Source organism: Azospirillum sp. P4_B5, from assembly GCF_056402275.1.
In genome coordinates, this window is the sequence record NZ_JBFUHT010000005.1 from 94,719 (window position 1) to 108,804 (window position 14,086).

Annotated in this window: 11 protein-coding genes; 5 read left to right on the forward strand and 6 right to left on the reverse strand. The window is 69.3% G+C overall.

The annotated features are described in order from the left end of the window. Positions 1-194 precede the first annotated feature (194 nt). Entirely contained in the window at positions 195-644 is a 450-nt protein-coding gene (locus tag AC1DVI_RS05325) for a YccF domain-containing protein (RefSeq protein WP_476957041.1), read from the forward strand. Here AC1DVI_RS05325 and AC1DVI_RS05330 read toward each other — a convergent pair. Continuing rightward, the gene (locus AC1DVI_RS05330; protein ID WP_476957042.1) at positions 638-1,795 is read right to left on the reverse strand and encodes a DUF3095 family protein; all 1,158 of its coding nucleotides are present in this window, start codon (positions 1,793-1,795) and stop codon (positions 638-640) included. The genes AC1DVI_RS05325 and AC1DVI_RS05330 overlap by 7 nt on opposite strands. Before the next feature lie 178 nt (positions 1,796-1,973). Between AC1DVI_RS05330 and AC1DVI_RS05335 the strand changes: the two genes are divergently transcribed. After that, positions 1,974-3,248, forward strand: coding sequence for a hypothetical protein (locus AC1DVI_RS05335; RefSeq protein WP_476957043.1), 1,275 nt, complete (start codon positions 1,974-1,976; stop codon positions 3,246-3,248). A gap of 57 nt (positions 3,249-3,305) precedes the next feature. On the opposite strand, the gene AC1DVI_RS05340 is transcribed toward AC1DVI_RS05335, so the two are convergent. Continuing rightward, positions 3,306-3,746, reverse strand: coding sequence for a CBS domain-containing protein (locus tag AC1DVI_RS05340; RefSeq protein ID WP_476957044.1), 441 nt, complete (start codon positions 3,744-3,746; stop codon positions 3,306-3,308). 453 nt (positions 3,747-4,199) lie between these two features. On the opposite strand from AC1DVI_RS05340, the gene AC1DVI_RS05345 reads away from it, so the two are divergent. Then, entirely contained in the window at positions 4,200-4,538 is a 339-nt protein-coding gene (locus AC1DVI_RS05345; RefSeq protein WP_476957045.1) for a hypothetical protein, read from the forward strand. 90 nt (positions 4,539-4,628) lie between these two features. Here the strand turns inward: AC1DVI_RS05345 and AC1DVI_RS05350 are convergent, their stop codons facing one another. The 4 genes from AC1DVI_RS05350 to AC1DVI_RS05365 all read right to left on the reverse strand — a co-directional run bounded on the left by AC1DVI_RS05350 (position 4,629) and on the right by AC1DVI_RS05365 (position 11,849). Further along, positions 4,629-5,837, reverse strand: a complete 1,209-nt coding sequence (locus tag AC1DVI_RS05350) for an acetate/propionate family kinase (protein WP_476957046.1) — start codon at positions 5,835-5,837, stop codon at positions 4,629-4,631. 14 nt (positions 5,838-5,851) lie between these two features. Next, complete coding sequence (locus tag AC1DVI_RS05355; protein ID WP_476957047.1) at positions 5,852-7,303, reverse strand: bifunctional enoyl-CoA hydratase/phosphate acetyltransferase; 1,452 nt, start codon at positions 7,301-7,303, stop codon at positions 5,852-5,854. Positions 7,304-7,888: 585 nt separating this feature from the next. Then, positions 7,889-10,129 (reverse strand): sensor histidine kinase, encoded by a 2,241-nt coding sequence (locus AC1DVI_RS05360; protein WP_476957048.1) that lies wholly within the window; start codon positions 10,127-10,129, stop codon positions 7,889-7,891. Between the two features lie 244 nt (positions 10,130-10,373). Beyond that, the gene (locus AC1DVI_RS05365; RefSeq protein ID WP_476957049.1) at positions 10,374-11,849 is read right to left on the reverse strand and encodes an ATP-binding response regulator; all 1,476 of its coding nucleotides are present in this window, start codon (positions 11,847-11,849) and stop codon (positions 10,374-10,376) included. Between the two features lie 329 nt (positions 11,850-12,178). Between AC1DVI_RS05365 and AC1DVI_RS05370 the strand changes: the two genes are divergently transcribed. Next, positions 12,179-13,480, forward strand: coding sequence for a sensor histidine kinase (locus tag AC1DVI_RS05370; protein ID WP_476957050.1), 1,302 nt, complete (start codon positions 12,179-12,181; stop codon positions 13,478-13,480). A gap of 93 nt (positions 13,481-13,573) precedes the next feature. After that, positions 13,574-14,056, forward strand: coding sequence for an MmcB family DNA repair protein (locus tag AC1DVI_RS05375; RefSeq protein WP_149163028.1), 483 nt, complete (start codon positions 13,574-13,576; stop codon positions 14,054-14,056). The last annotated feature ends 30 nt before the right edge of the window (positions 14,057-14,086 follow it).

Genomic DNA, 14,086 nt, shown 5'->3' on the forward strand with positions numbered 1-14,086 from the left:
CGCGGACCCCGGTTCCCTGCGGAACCGCTTTTTGCTCAAAGGTCCCTCGTTCGATCTGTGGCTTTTCCGGAAGGCATTCAAGCCGCCGGAAGCCGGAAGGGGCTGAATCTTTCGATGCGCCACTTTCGCCGATCCCTCCTCTGGGCGAAGCCGCCCACCATCCCCACATGTGCGGGCAAAAGGAGAAACACCCGATGCCCTTCCTCAGCCTTCTTCTCAACATCCTGTGGGTGGTGACCGGCGGCATCTGGATGGCCGCGGGATGGCTCCTCGCGGCCGTTCTGATGGTCATCACCATCGTCGGCATTCCGTGGGCGCGATCGGCCGTCACGATCGCCTGGTACACCCTGTTGCCCTTTGGACAAACCGCCGTCCGCCGGGATGAGTTCCGTGGCCGCGAGGACATGGGCACCGGCCTGCTCGGCACGCTGGGCAACATCCTGTGGTTCGTGCTGGCCGGCTGGTGGCTGGCGCTCGGCCATCTGGTGGCCGCGGTCACCCTCGCCATCACCATCATCGGCCTGCCCTTCGCCTGGGCGCACCTGAAGCTCGCCCTGCTGGCCCTATGGCCGGTCGGCACCGAGATCGTGACGGTGGACGAGGCGGAATCCCGCCGCCGACTGCTGAGCCGCGGGAGCTATTGAGCGGACGGCTCCCGTTCCGCCATCCGCTTCAGCATGACCGAGGCCCGCCAGAAGCCGAGTTCCGCCCCATCCACGAAATGGACGTGCCGGTCGGCGGCGAGGTCGCCGACCAGGCAGGTCACCGTGGAAGCCGCCGCCCGCGCCGTGCCGTAGCGGATGCGCCCGGCCGCCGCGTGGCTGGCCAGCATGGTCTCGATGGCGGCGGCCTCCCCTTCCGTCACGTCGAGGACGAGGCGCGGCCCGCCCGCCGACTTGCGGAAGTCCGACCGCTCCGCCATGCCGCGGCGGTAGCGGTCCGGATCGAAGCCGGCCAGCCGCCAGCCGCCCCCCAGCATCGCGGCGAGCAGGGCGGACTTTCCGAGAAGCGACAGCACGCGAGCCAGCCGCCGTCCGCGCGGGCGCGTCCGCGCCTCCAGCCACAGCGACCGCCAGGAGGGTGGCCAGCGCACCGCCAGCCGTTCCCCCATGCCGAGCGGCGCCGCCGTGGCGGTCGGCACGATCCGCTCGATGTCGGCCTGAACCCGGGCCAGAACCGCCAGCCCCGGCCCGCCACCGGGCGACGGGTCGACGATCACGCACAGGATCACGCCGCGCCCGCTGTCCACCGGGTTCCAGCGGCAGGACACGCTCTCCAGCCCGGTCAAGGGGCCGGGCCGCGGCTCCAGCCGCCAGCGCGGATCGGCCTTCACCCAGGCGTCCGCCGCGGTGACTCCGCGCCCGAGGAACAGGCCGAAGGCGTCGCCGTTGCCGAAATCCTGCAGGGCGACCAGAACCTCCAGCCCCTCGTCGAGAAGCGCCCGCACGGGCACGAGGCCGACCCGCAGAGGCACGTCCATCTCCGTCCCGGCCCAATGGGCGAGCGCCGCCAGCGCCTGCTCCGCCGCCGCCCGGCGGCCTGGCGGAACCGCGGCGATGGCGCCGTCGCCGCCGAACTGGCAGGCGGGGGCCTGCTCCGGCTCCCGCACCGCCTCCGACAGGACGGCGACCACCGCGGCGGCGACGAAATTCACGTCGCGGTGCCGCCCCTCCCCGGCCAGACGGGTGCTCGCCACCACGTCGGCGACGGCCAGCGACCAATCGCCGTCCAGCGCCGCGTAATGGGCGGGGTCGGCGGCTTCGGCGGTGAAGTCGCGGATGGACGGCAGAAGCATCGCCTTCCTCACGCCAGGAGTTTCCGGGGACGGGCCGCTCCAGTCTACGCCCCGGCCCGCGCCCTGTGAATCACCCCCGTGAAGCGTTCCCTGAACCCATCCGCAATGGACCCATCCCGGATTGTCGGTCCAACCCGTCCGTTCCATCGTTCCGCCGTCCAATCCGGGGAGGAACGCCATGGGATTCGCGAGCGACTGGAAATCCGCCAAGACGGCATTTGAAACCGCCACCGGCAAGAAGAAGCCGAGCGCCAAGTTCATGGGCGTCTTCCACAAGTCCGGGCTGGAGGACGTGACCAAGGCGCTCGACAGCGCGCTGGGCAAGAGCGACGCCAAGGCTCTGGAGAAGGCGCTGCTCGACTATGTGAAGAGCGCCACCGCCTATCAGACGACGCTGGAAAAGTCGGCCAAGGCCGAGGGCGCCGCGACCATCGCGGCGGAGCTGAAGAAGCTCGGTCAGTCGCTGGACGACATCGGGCGCCGCGCCGGCGTGGCCGTCAACGAGCGCATCGCCGAGATGCGCGAGGACGCCGAGGCGGAAAAGGCCAAGGAGGCCGAGGAGCAGGGCAAGGCCGCCCGCGCCATCGCCGACAAGGCCGCTGTGCAGATCGACGGGCTGCTGAAGACCACCAACGCCGACGTCAAGCTGCTCGATCAGGCCGCCGCCGACGCCGACCTCGCGCTGCGCAACGTGCTGGAGGCCCAGGGGGCGGGCAACGCCAAGGAGGCGAAGGCCCAGGCCGCCGCGGTCCAGACCGCCGCCAAGGCGGTGGATACCCAGGCCAAGAAGATCGCCGCGACCGCCACCCAGGCCGCCAAGCTGTTCTCCCAGGCCAAGGCCGCCGTCGCCAAGATGAAGCTCGACCCCAAGCAGCATGGCGGGCGCGACCCGGCCCAGGGAGCCTTCGACCGGGCCGACGGCATCGTCATGAAGCTGGACCAGATGAAGGATGAGGCCGCGGAGGCCGCCACCGAGGCCGCCGGCATCGTCAAGGAGGCCGCCCAGGCGCTGAAGGGCGCCCTGGACCTGCGCGCCACCTATCTGGCGAGTTGCCGCAAGCTGGCCAAGCGGGCGCAGGACGCCGACTCCTTCTACGACACGGTCGCCCGCGACGTCGGCGGGCAGGCCGACCGTGCACAGCAGGAGCAGATGGTCGCCGACGAGGCGGAGGACGACAAGCGGGCGGCTTCGATCAAGACGGCGACCTTCTACATCACCCAGGTGCGCCAGCAGGCCGCCCAGGCGAAGAAGGAGATCCTCGCCGCCGCCAACGAGATCACCGGCACCCGCAAGTCCTTCCCGGCCATGGTCTCCGACAAGGACCCCGACTTCGGCCCGCTGCTCGCCGCTGCGAAGGTGTCCCTGGACGGGCTCAAGGAATCGCACGCCGCCCTGACCAAGGCCGAAACCAAGATCGACAAGGTCGAGACGGCCCTGAAGAAGTTGGGGTAACAGGCCCGCGCGAATCCTCCCGCGCCCCCCGGAGGGTGTGGGAGGATTCGCACGCCGTCACATCATGACTTCGGTCAGGCTGTCCATCACCTCCTGCTCGTGCTCGATCAGCATCAGCTCCTCGCCCATGAAGTCGCGCATGGACACGACGCCGACGACGCGGCCGTCGCGGACGACGGGCAGGTGGCGCAGGCCATGGTCGGCCATCCGGCGCAACGCCTCGCCCACCGTGACGTCGTGGCCCACGGTGACCGGGCACGGGGTCATCACCGCCGACAGCGGGGTTTGATCCGGGTCCAGCCCATCGGCCACCACGCGGTCGGTCAGGTCGCGTTCGGTGAAGATGCCTTCGATCTGTTCGTCGATGGAGGCGGTGACCACGACGGACGCCACGTGGGCGGCCTTCATCTGCCGCGCGGCATCCCGCACCGACGCCCCCGCCGGAAGGCTGACCACGCGGCGACGGTTCAAAAGATCCCCGATGTTGCGATGCATCATGGCTTTCCTCCTCCAAGTGCGGATGTTTCGGAAGACCACGGCGGCTGTTTTCGTTGGTCGGACCGCCGCGCCGCGCCTCGTCGTCGGTTCCTGCCTCCTTTCGCTGTTCATTTGCAGACGCGAAGAAGATGCTGCATCCGCGAAATGCCGAAACGGGCGAAGTTTGTCCACAGACCTATTTATCAAGTGTTGAAAAGGTAATCACTTTCTCATCACTTAACGAGCAAAGCCACCACAAAGCAACGTCATGGTTGCCATGACGGCGCAACATGCGACAAAACCACTCACCATTGGCTGGCGGCGGTGGTTCTGGCATGAAAAATCAGACCTTTCCCGCTGGCGGATCAGGCTTAACCATTATTAAAGGAAATAGGTCCGAAACTCCGGACAATTGCAGTTCTGTCACGATGTTGTCTGGAAGGGGCCTGGGCCGCCATGTCGTGGTTGTCGAAATTGAGCGGACGAGGCAAATCCACCGCCGCTTCCACGGCGTCCGCCAAGGAACGCCCCACCGATCCCCCGACCATCCGGATCGACAGCCACGAATATGTGCCGGAGGAGTTCGTCCTCGGGTCTTTCCGCATCCGCCCCTATGACGGCGATTTGATCGCCAAGCAGCAGTTCGACTTCCGCATCCTCTTCCGGCTCGGCGAGGAAAGCTCGGATTTCGCCTGCCGGGGCGTCGTCGTCAAGATGGACGAGCAGGCCGGTCTGGTCGCCCGCTTCCACCAGCCGCCACCGGCTCACACGCGGAAGTTGATCGAGTATCTGAAGCTCTGGAAAGGTCTGTAGAAGCAGACCGCTCTCCCCCGCAAAAGGAAGGCCCGCTGTCTCACGACGGCGGGCCTTCTTCATTGATGGCATCACCAAACAGACCGCCGGTCAGGCGGTTTCCAGCGCCTTGCGGCTGTGCAGGGCGATCATCTGCTCCTCGTCGGTCGGGATGACGTAGACGGGGATGCGGCTGGTCGGGGCGGAGATCAGCGGGCCGTTGGCCTCGTTCGCCGCCGGGTCGATGACCACGCCGAGCCAGGCCAGCTTGTCGCCCACCCGCGCCCGCACCGGGGCGGAGCGCTCGCCGATGCCGGCGGTGAAGACCAGCGCATCGATGCCGCCCATGGACGCGGCGAGCGCGCCCGTCTCCTTGGCGATGCGGAAGCAGAACAGCTCCACCGCCTCCTCGGCTTGCGGGTCCGCGCTGTCCAGCAGGGCGCGCATGTCGTTGGAGAGGCCCGACACGCCGAGAAGGCCGGACTTGTTGTAGAGCAGCTTCTCGATGGCGTCGGCGCCCATGCCCTTCTGGCGCATCAGATAGATCAGCACGCCGGGATCGATGTTGCCGCAGCGGGTGCCCATGGGCAGCCCGTCCAGCGCCGTGAAGCCCATGGTGCTGTCCACGCTGCGCCCGGCGTGGATCGCGCACATGCTGGCGCCGCTGCCGAGATGGGCGACGACCACGCGGCCGTCCGCCAGTTCCGGAGCCAGCTCCGGCAGGCGGCGGGCGATGTACTCGTAGGACAGGCCGTGGAAGCCGTAGCGGCGCACGCCCTCGTCGGTCAGCTCCCGCGGGATGGCGAACATCTGCGACTGCCAGGGCTGGCCGCGGTGGAACGCGGTGTCGAAGCAGGCGACCTGCGGCAGTTCCGGATGGGCCTCGGCCAGCGCGCGGATGGCGGCGAGGTTGTGAGGCTGGTGCAGCGGCGCCAGCGGGATGAAGCCCTCAAGTTCCTCCATCACCGCCGGGGTCAGCAGCACCGGAGCGGCGTGGCGGGTGCCGCCATGCACGACGCGGTGGCCGGCGGCCAGCAGCTTCGCGCCGTCCAGCCGCCCTTCGATCCACTCCAGCAGGAAGGCCAGCAGGGCGGTGCGGTCGGACGGCTCGCCCGCCGCCCAGACCCGCTCGGCCAGCGGGCGCTTGGCGGCGTCCTTGGCCTCGAACCTCGGCTCGGTGCCGATGCCGGAGATCTGGCCGTTGATCGTGACCCGCAGCCCCCCCGCCCCGCTTTCCCGGAAGACCGAGAATTTCAGGCTGGAGGAGCCGGCGTTGATGACCAGGATGGCGTTGCCGCCACCCGCGTTCTGGCTGGTCATGACGGGCGCCCCTCTCACTCGGCCGCGGCGGCGGCGCCGCGGCGACGGGCGGCGGCGGCCAGAACGGCCACGGCGCAGGACGCCAGACGGGTGCGCACGTTGTCGGCGCGGCTGGTCAGGATGATCGGCACGCGGGCGCCCAGAACGATGCCCGCCGCGTCGGAGTTCGCCAGGAAGGAGAGCTGCTTGGCCAGCATGTTGCCGGCTTCCAGGTCCGGAACGAGCAGGATGTCGGCCTGACCGGCGACCTCGGACACGATGCCCTTGGTGCGGGCGGCCTCCAGGCTGATGGCGTTGTCGAAAGCCAGCGGGCCGTCGAGGATGCCGCCCTTGATCTGGCCGCGGTCGGCCATCTTGCAGAGCGCTGCGGCCTCCAGCGTCGAGGCGATCTTCGGGTTCACCGTCTCGACCGCCGACAGGATGGCGACGCGCGGCGTCTCGACGCCCAGGACCTTGGCGAGGTCGATGGCGTTCTGGACGATGTCGACCTTGTCTTCCAGCGTCGGGTAGATGTTGATCGCCGCGTCGGTGATCAGCAGCGTGCGCGGGTAGGTCGGCACGTTCATCACGAAGACGTGGCTGAGCCGCCGGCCGGTGCGCAGGCCGGTCTCCTTGCGGACGACCTCGGCCATCAGTTCGTCGGTGTGCAGGCTGCCCTTCATCACCGCCTCGCACTCGCCGGAGCGGGCCAGCCGGACGCCGGTCTCGGCCGACGCGTGGGAATGCGCCACGTCCACGATGCGGTAACGGCTGATGTCCAGCCCATGGGCCTCGGCGACCGACCTGATCTTGGAGGCCGGGCCGATCAGCACGGGGTCGATCAGATTGGCCTCGGCGGCCTCGACCGCGCCCTTCAGCGAGCTTTCGTCGCAGGGATGGACGACGGCGGTCGGCACCGGGGGCAGCGATTCGGTCTTGCCCAGCAGCTCGTCATGGCCGTCGTGGCGGATGACCTGGACCTGCGGCAGCTCGTGCGCGGCGCGGCGGACCTTGCGGGTCGGCGCGATCACCTCGGCAAGGCCGGAGACGACCTCCTTGCCGTCCTGGTTGCGGGCGACGCAATCGAAGACGACGATGTTCTTCTCGGCGTGCTTCTCCTTGGCGGTGACCGTCACGGTGATGACGTCGCCCAGGCCCACCGGGCGCTTGAAGCGCAGGTCCTGGCCCATGTAGATCGTCCCCGGGCCCGGCAGCAGCGTGCCGAGGACGGCGGAGATCAGCGAGCCCGACCACATGCCGTGGCCGATCACCTTGTGGAACTGGCTGTCCGCCGCATACTCCTCGTCGAGGTGTGCGGGGTTGATGTCGCCGGACACCGTGGCGAACAGCTCGATGTCGGACATGGTCAGACGCCGCGACAGGCTCGCCTGCTGGCCGATCTGGATTTCCTCGAAGGTGACGTTCTCGATCATGGCTGAGCCGTTCTTGCCGAAGTCGGGGGTGGCGGGCGCGGTAACACGGTCCATTGGAGAAGCTCCTCAATCGGATAGCGGCTCGGAATCGCATGATTCCCGGGCCGAATCCTCCCGGCCTGCGGATCGCCCTGTCGTCCGCGGCCTTTTTGTTGGACCCCTGGATCGGCCGGCCCTGGAAGAGCCGCCTGCCAAGGGCCGGTTCGGGGTGCCCTGAATAGCGTGGCACAGTGAAAGAGATGTGACAGGGTGGCGCATTTCGCGGTTCCGTTGCGGTGCAACAATGTCGCACCCCTCTGTCGCCACCGATCCCGCCGCCTCGCCGCACCCCACGCCGCCCGTCTTTGCCGATCGGCGGAAATGTCGTTCCGTCACGGTCTTACGACGGCCCAAGGTCTCGCCCCATGACCTATGTCAAGCGGTTGGAGGACGGAATCCGTTTACTTTCCGGTAACACAATCCGCTCGCGCAGCATTGTATCACTGAGCAGGCGCAGCATGGCAAGACCTTGCGCGTTGGAGCGCAGGATTGACGGAACATTGGCGGAACGTTGAGCTTTCCGTGAAAAATTGACTATGGGACCCACCCACCCCTGCCGATTCCGCGGTGCACACACACGCCGTGCGCATGGCAGGAGGCTCAGGCGCTCGCCACCGACGTGGTGGGCTCTTCGGGCAACGGGTTGTGACGGTCGCCGACCATCACCACGGAAATGGAGAAGACCGTGCCCTTGCCCACACGGGACCGCACGTCGACCTGATGGCCCAGGATCTGCGCGGTGCGCCGGACGATCGACAGCCCCAGCCCCAGCCCGCGCCCGCTGTCCCGCTGGTCGGTGCCGCAGCGGTAGAAATCGTCGAAGATCAGCTTGAGCTGGTCGGCGGGAATGCCCGGCCCGGTGTCCCACACCTCGACCAGCGCATGCCCGTCGCGGCGCCGGCAGCCCAGCAGGATCGTCCCGGTTTCGGCGTAGCGCAGCGCGTTGACCAGCAGGTTGCGCACCATGCGCTCCAACAGAACCGGATCGCTGAGCACATAGGCGGAGGTCGGCACCATGCGCAGGACCATGCCCTTGCCGGACGCCTGCTCCGCGAATTCGCGGTTCAGCCGGTCGGCGATGTCCTGGAACGGGAAGACGGTGGGGCGCGGCTTGACGTTGCCGGCCTCCAGCGCGGAGGTGTCGAGCAGCGTGTTGAGCAGCGTGTTGCCGGCGGCGATCGCCTCCCCCAGCTTGCCGGCCACCTCCAGCTGCTTGGCATCCGACAGGCGGGCGGACAGGATGTGGTGGAACAGGCTCATCGCCTGGAAAGGCTGGCGCAGGTCGTGGCTGGCCGCGGCGAGGAAGCGCGACTTGGCCCGGTTGGCCCGCTCCGCCTCGGCGTGGGCCTCGGCCAGCGCCTCGCGGATGCGCACCCCGTCGGAGATGTCGATGGCGGCGCAGATCACGCCCGACACCACCCCGGCATCATCCCTCAGCGGCTCGACGATCAGGTCGAACACCTGTTCCTTGCCGGGCGCCGCCCCCACGCGGACCTCCTGCCGGGAGCCGGTGCCGGTGTCCAGCACGGACCGCTTCACCGCGTCCAGCCGCGCCGCGTCGTCCGGCGCGTGGATGTCGGCGTTGGTCCGGCCGATGAAGGTTTCCGCCGCCCGTCCGGTCTGCGGGTTGTACATCCACATGTAGCGAAGGTTGCGATCCAGGCTGAAGACGGCGACCCGCGAATGGCGCAGCGCCATGCGGAACCGTTCCTCGCTTTCGCGCAGCGCGCGGGCCATGGCGGCGCGGGCGCGGGCCTCGGTCACCAGAAAGCGCTTGGCCTGCGCCTCGCGCCGGGTGTAGCCGGCCAACGCGCCGGTCAGCAGAAGCCCCATCGCCACGACGATCCAGGCCGGATAATCCATCGGCGCCAGCCGCGGTTCGGGCGGAATCGCCAGCACCAGGGTCCAGCGCCGCCCGCCGATCACCAGATCGCGCTCGAGCACCGCCTCGCCGTCCTTGCGAAGCTCGCCGAAGGGAACGCCCTCCTGGTTCGCGGACGGAATGGCGAGATCGCGGGACGCCAGGACGCGCCCGCCGGCGCCCGCCGGCCCGTCAAGCAGGTACACGGCCCCGTGCAGGCCGTCCACACGGTTGCCCGCCTCCTCCAGAAGGCGGGCGATGCCGAAGACCGAGGAAACGTAGCCGGCGACCTCCGCGCAGCGGTCGGCCCCGTCCATCTCGTCGACGGGGTAGCGGTAAACGGGAAGATACAGGCCGATGCTGCGCCCGGCCTCCCCCCGCGGACGCGGCGGCAACGCCTCCGTCGCCGTCAGGTCGCCCGACGCGCAGGCCCGCGCCAGCACCTCCGGCCGGTTGGGCAGGGACAGGATGTTGATCCCCTGCCCGAAGGCGCCGCCCCGCTCCGGCTCCATCAGCGTGTTGACGAAGAGATCCCCCTGGGAAGCCGGGGGGGCCGTGCCGGGGATGCCGTCGCCCGTCTCGCCCGCGTCCCGGACGGCGAAGTCCCGGCGGCCGGCGGCCCGCATCGCCGCCTCCAGCGCGGGAACCTCCGCCGCGGGCACCCGGCTTACCCACGCGACCGACCACAAGCCGGGATAGAGCGGCATGATCGGCCGGACCGCCGCCGAGAATCCGTCGCGGGTGGCCGGGCGGGGGTCCGAAAAGGCCGAGCGCAGCGTGCGCAGCAGCAGCGCATGGCTGCCGATCCGCTCCGTCAGGGCATCATGGAACTGGGCGAACTGCCGTTCGTGCTGCGAGCGCTCCGCCTCCCGGTTGGCGGCGCGCATCTGGAAAAAGGCGCCAAAGGTCAGCGTCAGGCCCGCGGCGACCAGCACCGGAACCGCAAACGAGACCCGCCCCCTTCTGTCCAGCAGCGGCATTGCACCCGTTCCCAACGGCGTTTTCACCAAAATCGTCGGATCATCCGACTATAGCAAGCGGCCCGGCACCCCGATAATGGAAAAGCCCTCATCCTCCCAAATGGATAGTCGGCTCCGGCGAGGACACGGGGCGCCCCGACTATTGGTTGTCATTTGCAGAGGGATTGCGCACTCATTTCGATGTCAATTCTGCAATACAAGGCGCGACGCCGCGCCCAAGCATCGGCAGCGACACGAAACCTTCTCAGGACTTCAGGCGCTCGCGGCCGAGAAGCCGTGCCACGGCGCCCCGCAGGGCCATCGGCGCCACCGGCTTGTGCAGCAGCGGATAGCCGGACAGCCGCGCCTCGCGCAGGCGCATCGGGTCGGTGTCGCCGGTCAGGATCAGGCCGGGCAGCGCGGCGTCGAGCGCCTTGCCGATCTGACGGATGGCGACGATCCCGTTCATCGCACCCTTCAGCCGCAGATCGGAGATGACGAGATCGGGCGCCTGCGGACCGGGGCCCAGACGCTCCAACGCGGCATCCACCGAGTCCGCGGCGATCACCGCGCAGCCCCATTGGCCGAGCAGCGCGCCCAGCGCCTCCAGCACCATCGGGTCGTCCTCGATGACGAGCACGCGGGCGCGGCTGACATCCTCGCCGGGCGCCATGGCGTCGACTCCGGCAGGCCCGGCGGGCTCCGCGAGTGCCGACGGCTCGTCCGCGCCGTCCGCGGCCCGCGGCACCAGAACCGCCAGCATGGTGCCGCGACCGGGCGCCGAGTCCACCTCCAGCCGGTGCCCAAGCCGCCGCGCCAGCCCGCAGGCCAGCCGCAACCCGAGATCGATCACCAACGGATCGCCCGCCCCGTCCGGGCGCCGGAACTCCTCCCGCAGGGTGCGCAATTGTTCGGGCAGCAGGCCGCGCCCGGTGGACCACAGTTCGATCCGCAGGTCCGGTCCCTGGCGGCGGCAGCCGAGCACGACCCGCCCCCGCTCGGTGTGGCGCAGGGTGTTGGCGATGAATCCCTGGAGAATCCGCTCAAGAAGCGAGGCGTCGGTGGCGACCCGCACCGAACAGGGCAGCACAGAGAAGCGCAGCCCCCGCCCGTCGAAGCGCGGGGCCGCGTCGAGCGCGATCCGAGTCAGGAGGCCGTTGACCACGGGCGCGCCGATGTCCGGCTGGACCAGACCGGCCTCCAGCCGCACGAGGTCGAAATGCCCGTCCACCATGCCGCGCAGCGACTGCACCGCGTTGCCCATGGCGTTCAACAGGTCGCGCGCCGCCGGATCGTTCAGGGCGCCGCCCCGCCCTGCGGCGCTCTTCCCGCCGCCGCCGGCCGCCCCGTCAAGCCGCCCTTCCAGCGCCCCCAGCAGCAGCGACAGGGCGGCCAGCGGCTGGCGCAGGTCGTGGCTGGCCGCGGCGAACAGCCGGCCCGACAGGTCGGCCCCCGCCGTGGGTCCGTTCGCGGTGGCGCTCTCTCCGGCCGGGCCCTCTCCAGCGGTGCGACGGACGAACCCGCCGCCGCTGAGCGGCCAGTCGATGACGGTGTGGCCGGCCGGCAGGCCGCGAAAAAGAGGGGCCAGCGTTTCCGGCAGGGCGCCCTGGACCAGCAGGCGCCCGGCGCTGGGCAGCGCCTCCGCCTCCTCGTTCCAGGCGGACAGCCGGTCGTTGGCGTCGAAGACCAGGACCGCGCCACGCCGTCCCGCGCCTTGCCGATATGCTCCCTCGCTCGTCACGGGCGGCATCCCCCATTGCGTGCACGCGGTTTTCCCGGCGACCGCAAGCGGCCCCGTGCAATCCAGGCTACGGAAGCGGCGTCCAGGATCAAGCCCGCCGTTCGTCCGACCCCTGCAGGATAATCGGGCCGCAGCATGCCCCCGCCGCAAGAACGATCCGGCACAACGCCCGAAGCCGCTGGGCTCCCGAACAGTTCGGTGCATTTTTATATAAAAGTCAAGAAAAGGCACTGAATTGACGTCACAACCTCACAATAACACGATGGATTGTCGCAATTTGTCGGTTGCATGTTTCTCGAATCTTTTCGACTATGCGACCAATGGATGCCGTGATCGAAACCCCTTTCCGCGACCGACAACCGGAGGCGGCGACGCCGGCTGGCGCGGAGCATCCTGCGCTTTTGGACGGTGGAAAGCCGGACGCCGGTGGATTGGCCGGTGACGCGTTGGCGGGTGCGGCGATGGCGGCCCTCGCCGACGGAATCGGCGTGCTGACCGCGGTCCACGACGCCACGGGCGCCATCGGCGATTTCGAATGGCTGACGGCCAACCGCGCGGCGGAACGGCTGTTCGGGCATCCCCTGGCCGGGCGCCGGCTGCGCGCGGACGATCTTCAGGATGGTGGGGAAGCCGGCCTGTTCGCCTGCCTGGCCGACTGCCTGGCCGAGAAACAGGCGGTGCGGCGCCTGGTGATCGCTCCCGGCGGGGCGCGCTGGCGGATCGCCGCGACCCCGTTCGACGCCGGCATCGCGGCGCCATCCGTCTGCGTGACCCTCGTGGAGCTTGGCCCCGAGGTTCCCGCCGTGCCGGAATCGGACCGCGCCCACCGGGCGAAGGCCGAATTCCTGGCGCACATGAGTCACGAGCTGCGCACCCCGCTGAATGCGGTGCTGGGCTTTTCCGAAGTGCTGCTGGCGGAGACCTTCGGCCCGCTCGGTTCCCCCCGCTACCGAAGCTACGCCGCGGACATCCACGCCAGCGGCACGCATCTTCTCTCGCTGATCGACGGCATCCTCGACCTGTCGCAGAGCGAGACCGCCCGGACGGAAATGCAGGAGGAGGCCATCAACGTGGCCGACGCCGCCCGTCAGGCGCTGACCCAGGTGGGCGACAAGGCCGCGGCCCGCGGCGTGGACATCGGGGAGGATCTGTCCAGGGACCTGCCCCTGCTCTACGGCGACGCCCGGGCGCTTCAGCGGATGCTGACCAACCTCCTGTCGAACGCGGTGAAGTTCACCCCGTCGGGCGGGCAGGTGATGCTGTCCGCCAGCCCCATGCCGGACGGCGGAATCGGGCTGATGGTGGCCGACACCGGCGCCGGCATCGGTGAGGACGAATTGGCCCGCGTCCTGGAGCCGTTCGGCAGTGCCGACATGGCTGTTCCCCGCGGCGCCACCGGGACCGGCATCGGCCTGCCCGTGGTCAAGCGGCTGATGGAGATGCATGGCGGTCGCCTGGACCTGTACAGCGAGCCCGGCGCCGGCACGACCGCCATCCTGATGTTCCCGCCGCGGCGCAGCCTGCCTCATTCCACCTCTCACGGGGCCACCTCTCACGGGGCCACCTCTCCCGGGGCCACCTCTCACGGCGCCACCTCCTACGGCATGGCCCACGCGGGAATCCGCGCCTGACCCTTTCGCGCCGCCCGGATTGACGAAAGCCCCTTGGCAAAGGCGCGAAGCCGGGTCATTGTGCCGCTTCGTTCCCGAACTGTTCTGTTTCACATGGCCGATATCCTGTTGCAGGGCGATGAGCCGACGATTCCGGCGAGCGGCGCCGTCCCGATCTTCCGTGGGGTGCGCCGGGCGTTGGCCGCACGCGGCTTCGTCAGCATGGCGGAGTTCCGGCTGGCCAGCGGCCGCCGTGCCGACGTTCTGGCGATGGACGGGGCCGGCACCGTCGTCATCGTCGAGGTGAAAAGCTGCGCGGCCGACTTCCGCTCCGACCAGAAATGGCCGGAATACCGGGACTGGTGCGACGCCTTCTACTTCGCTGTGGACGATGCCTTTCCGGCGGAGCTGATTCCCGACGACTGCGGCCTGATGGTCGCCGACTCCTATGGCGCTGAAATCCTTCGCGAGGCGCCGGAACACCGGCTGGCCCCCGCCCGGCGCAAGGCGCTGACCTTGCGCGCCGCGCTCACCGGGGCCGGGCGCCTGCACCGGATCGAGGATCCGTCCTGGACCCAGGACACCTCGCCGGTGTGATTGCCCCCGGTTTGATCGTCCAACGCGCGA

What these genes read in the sequence shown, in the direction of transcription:
- AC1DVI_RS05325 (WP_476957041.1), top strand. Translation starts at nt 195, where the DNA reads ATGCCCTTCCTCAGCCTTCTTCTCAACATCCTGTGGGTGGTGACCGGC.
- AC1DVI_RS05330 (WP_476957042.1), bottom strand. Translation starts at nt 1,795, where the DNA reads ATGCTTCTGCCGTCCATCCGCGACTTCACCGCCGAAGCCGCCGACCCC.
- AC1DVI_RS05335 (WP_476957043.1), top strand. Translation starts at nt 1,974, where the DNA reads ATGGGATTCGCGAGCGACTGGAAATCCGCCAAGACGGCATTTGAAACC.
- AC1DVI_RS05340 (WP_476957044.1), bottom strand. Translation starts at nt 3,746, where the DNA reads ATGATGCATCGCAACATCGGGGATCTTTTGAACCGTCGCCGCGTGGTC.
- AC1DVI_RS05350 (WP_476957046.1), bottom strand. Translation starts at nt 5,837, where the DNA reads ATGACCAGCCAGAACGCGGGTGGCGGCAACGCCATCCTGGTCATCAAC.
- AC1DVI_RS05355 (WP_476957047.1), bottom strand. Translation starts at nt 7,303, where the DNA reads ATGGACCGTGTTACCGCGCCCGCCACCCCCGACTTCGGCAAGAACGGC.
- AC1DVI_RS05360 (WP_476957048.1), bottom strand. Translation starts at nt 10,129, where the DNA reads ATGCCGCTGCTGGACAGAAGGGGGCGGGTCTCGTTTGCGGTTCCGGTG.
- AC1DVI_RS05375 (WP_149163028.1), top strand. Translation starts at nt 13,574, where the DNA reads ATGGCCGATATCCTGTTGCAGGGCGATGAGCCGACGATTCCGGCGAGC.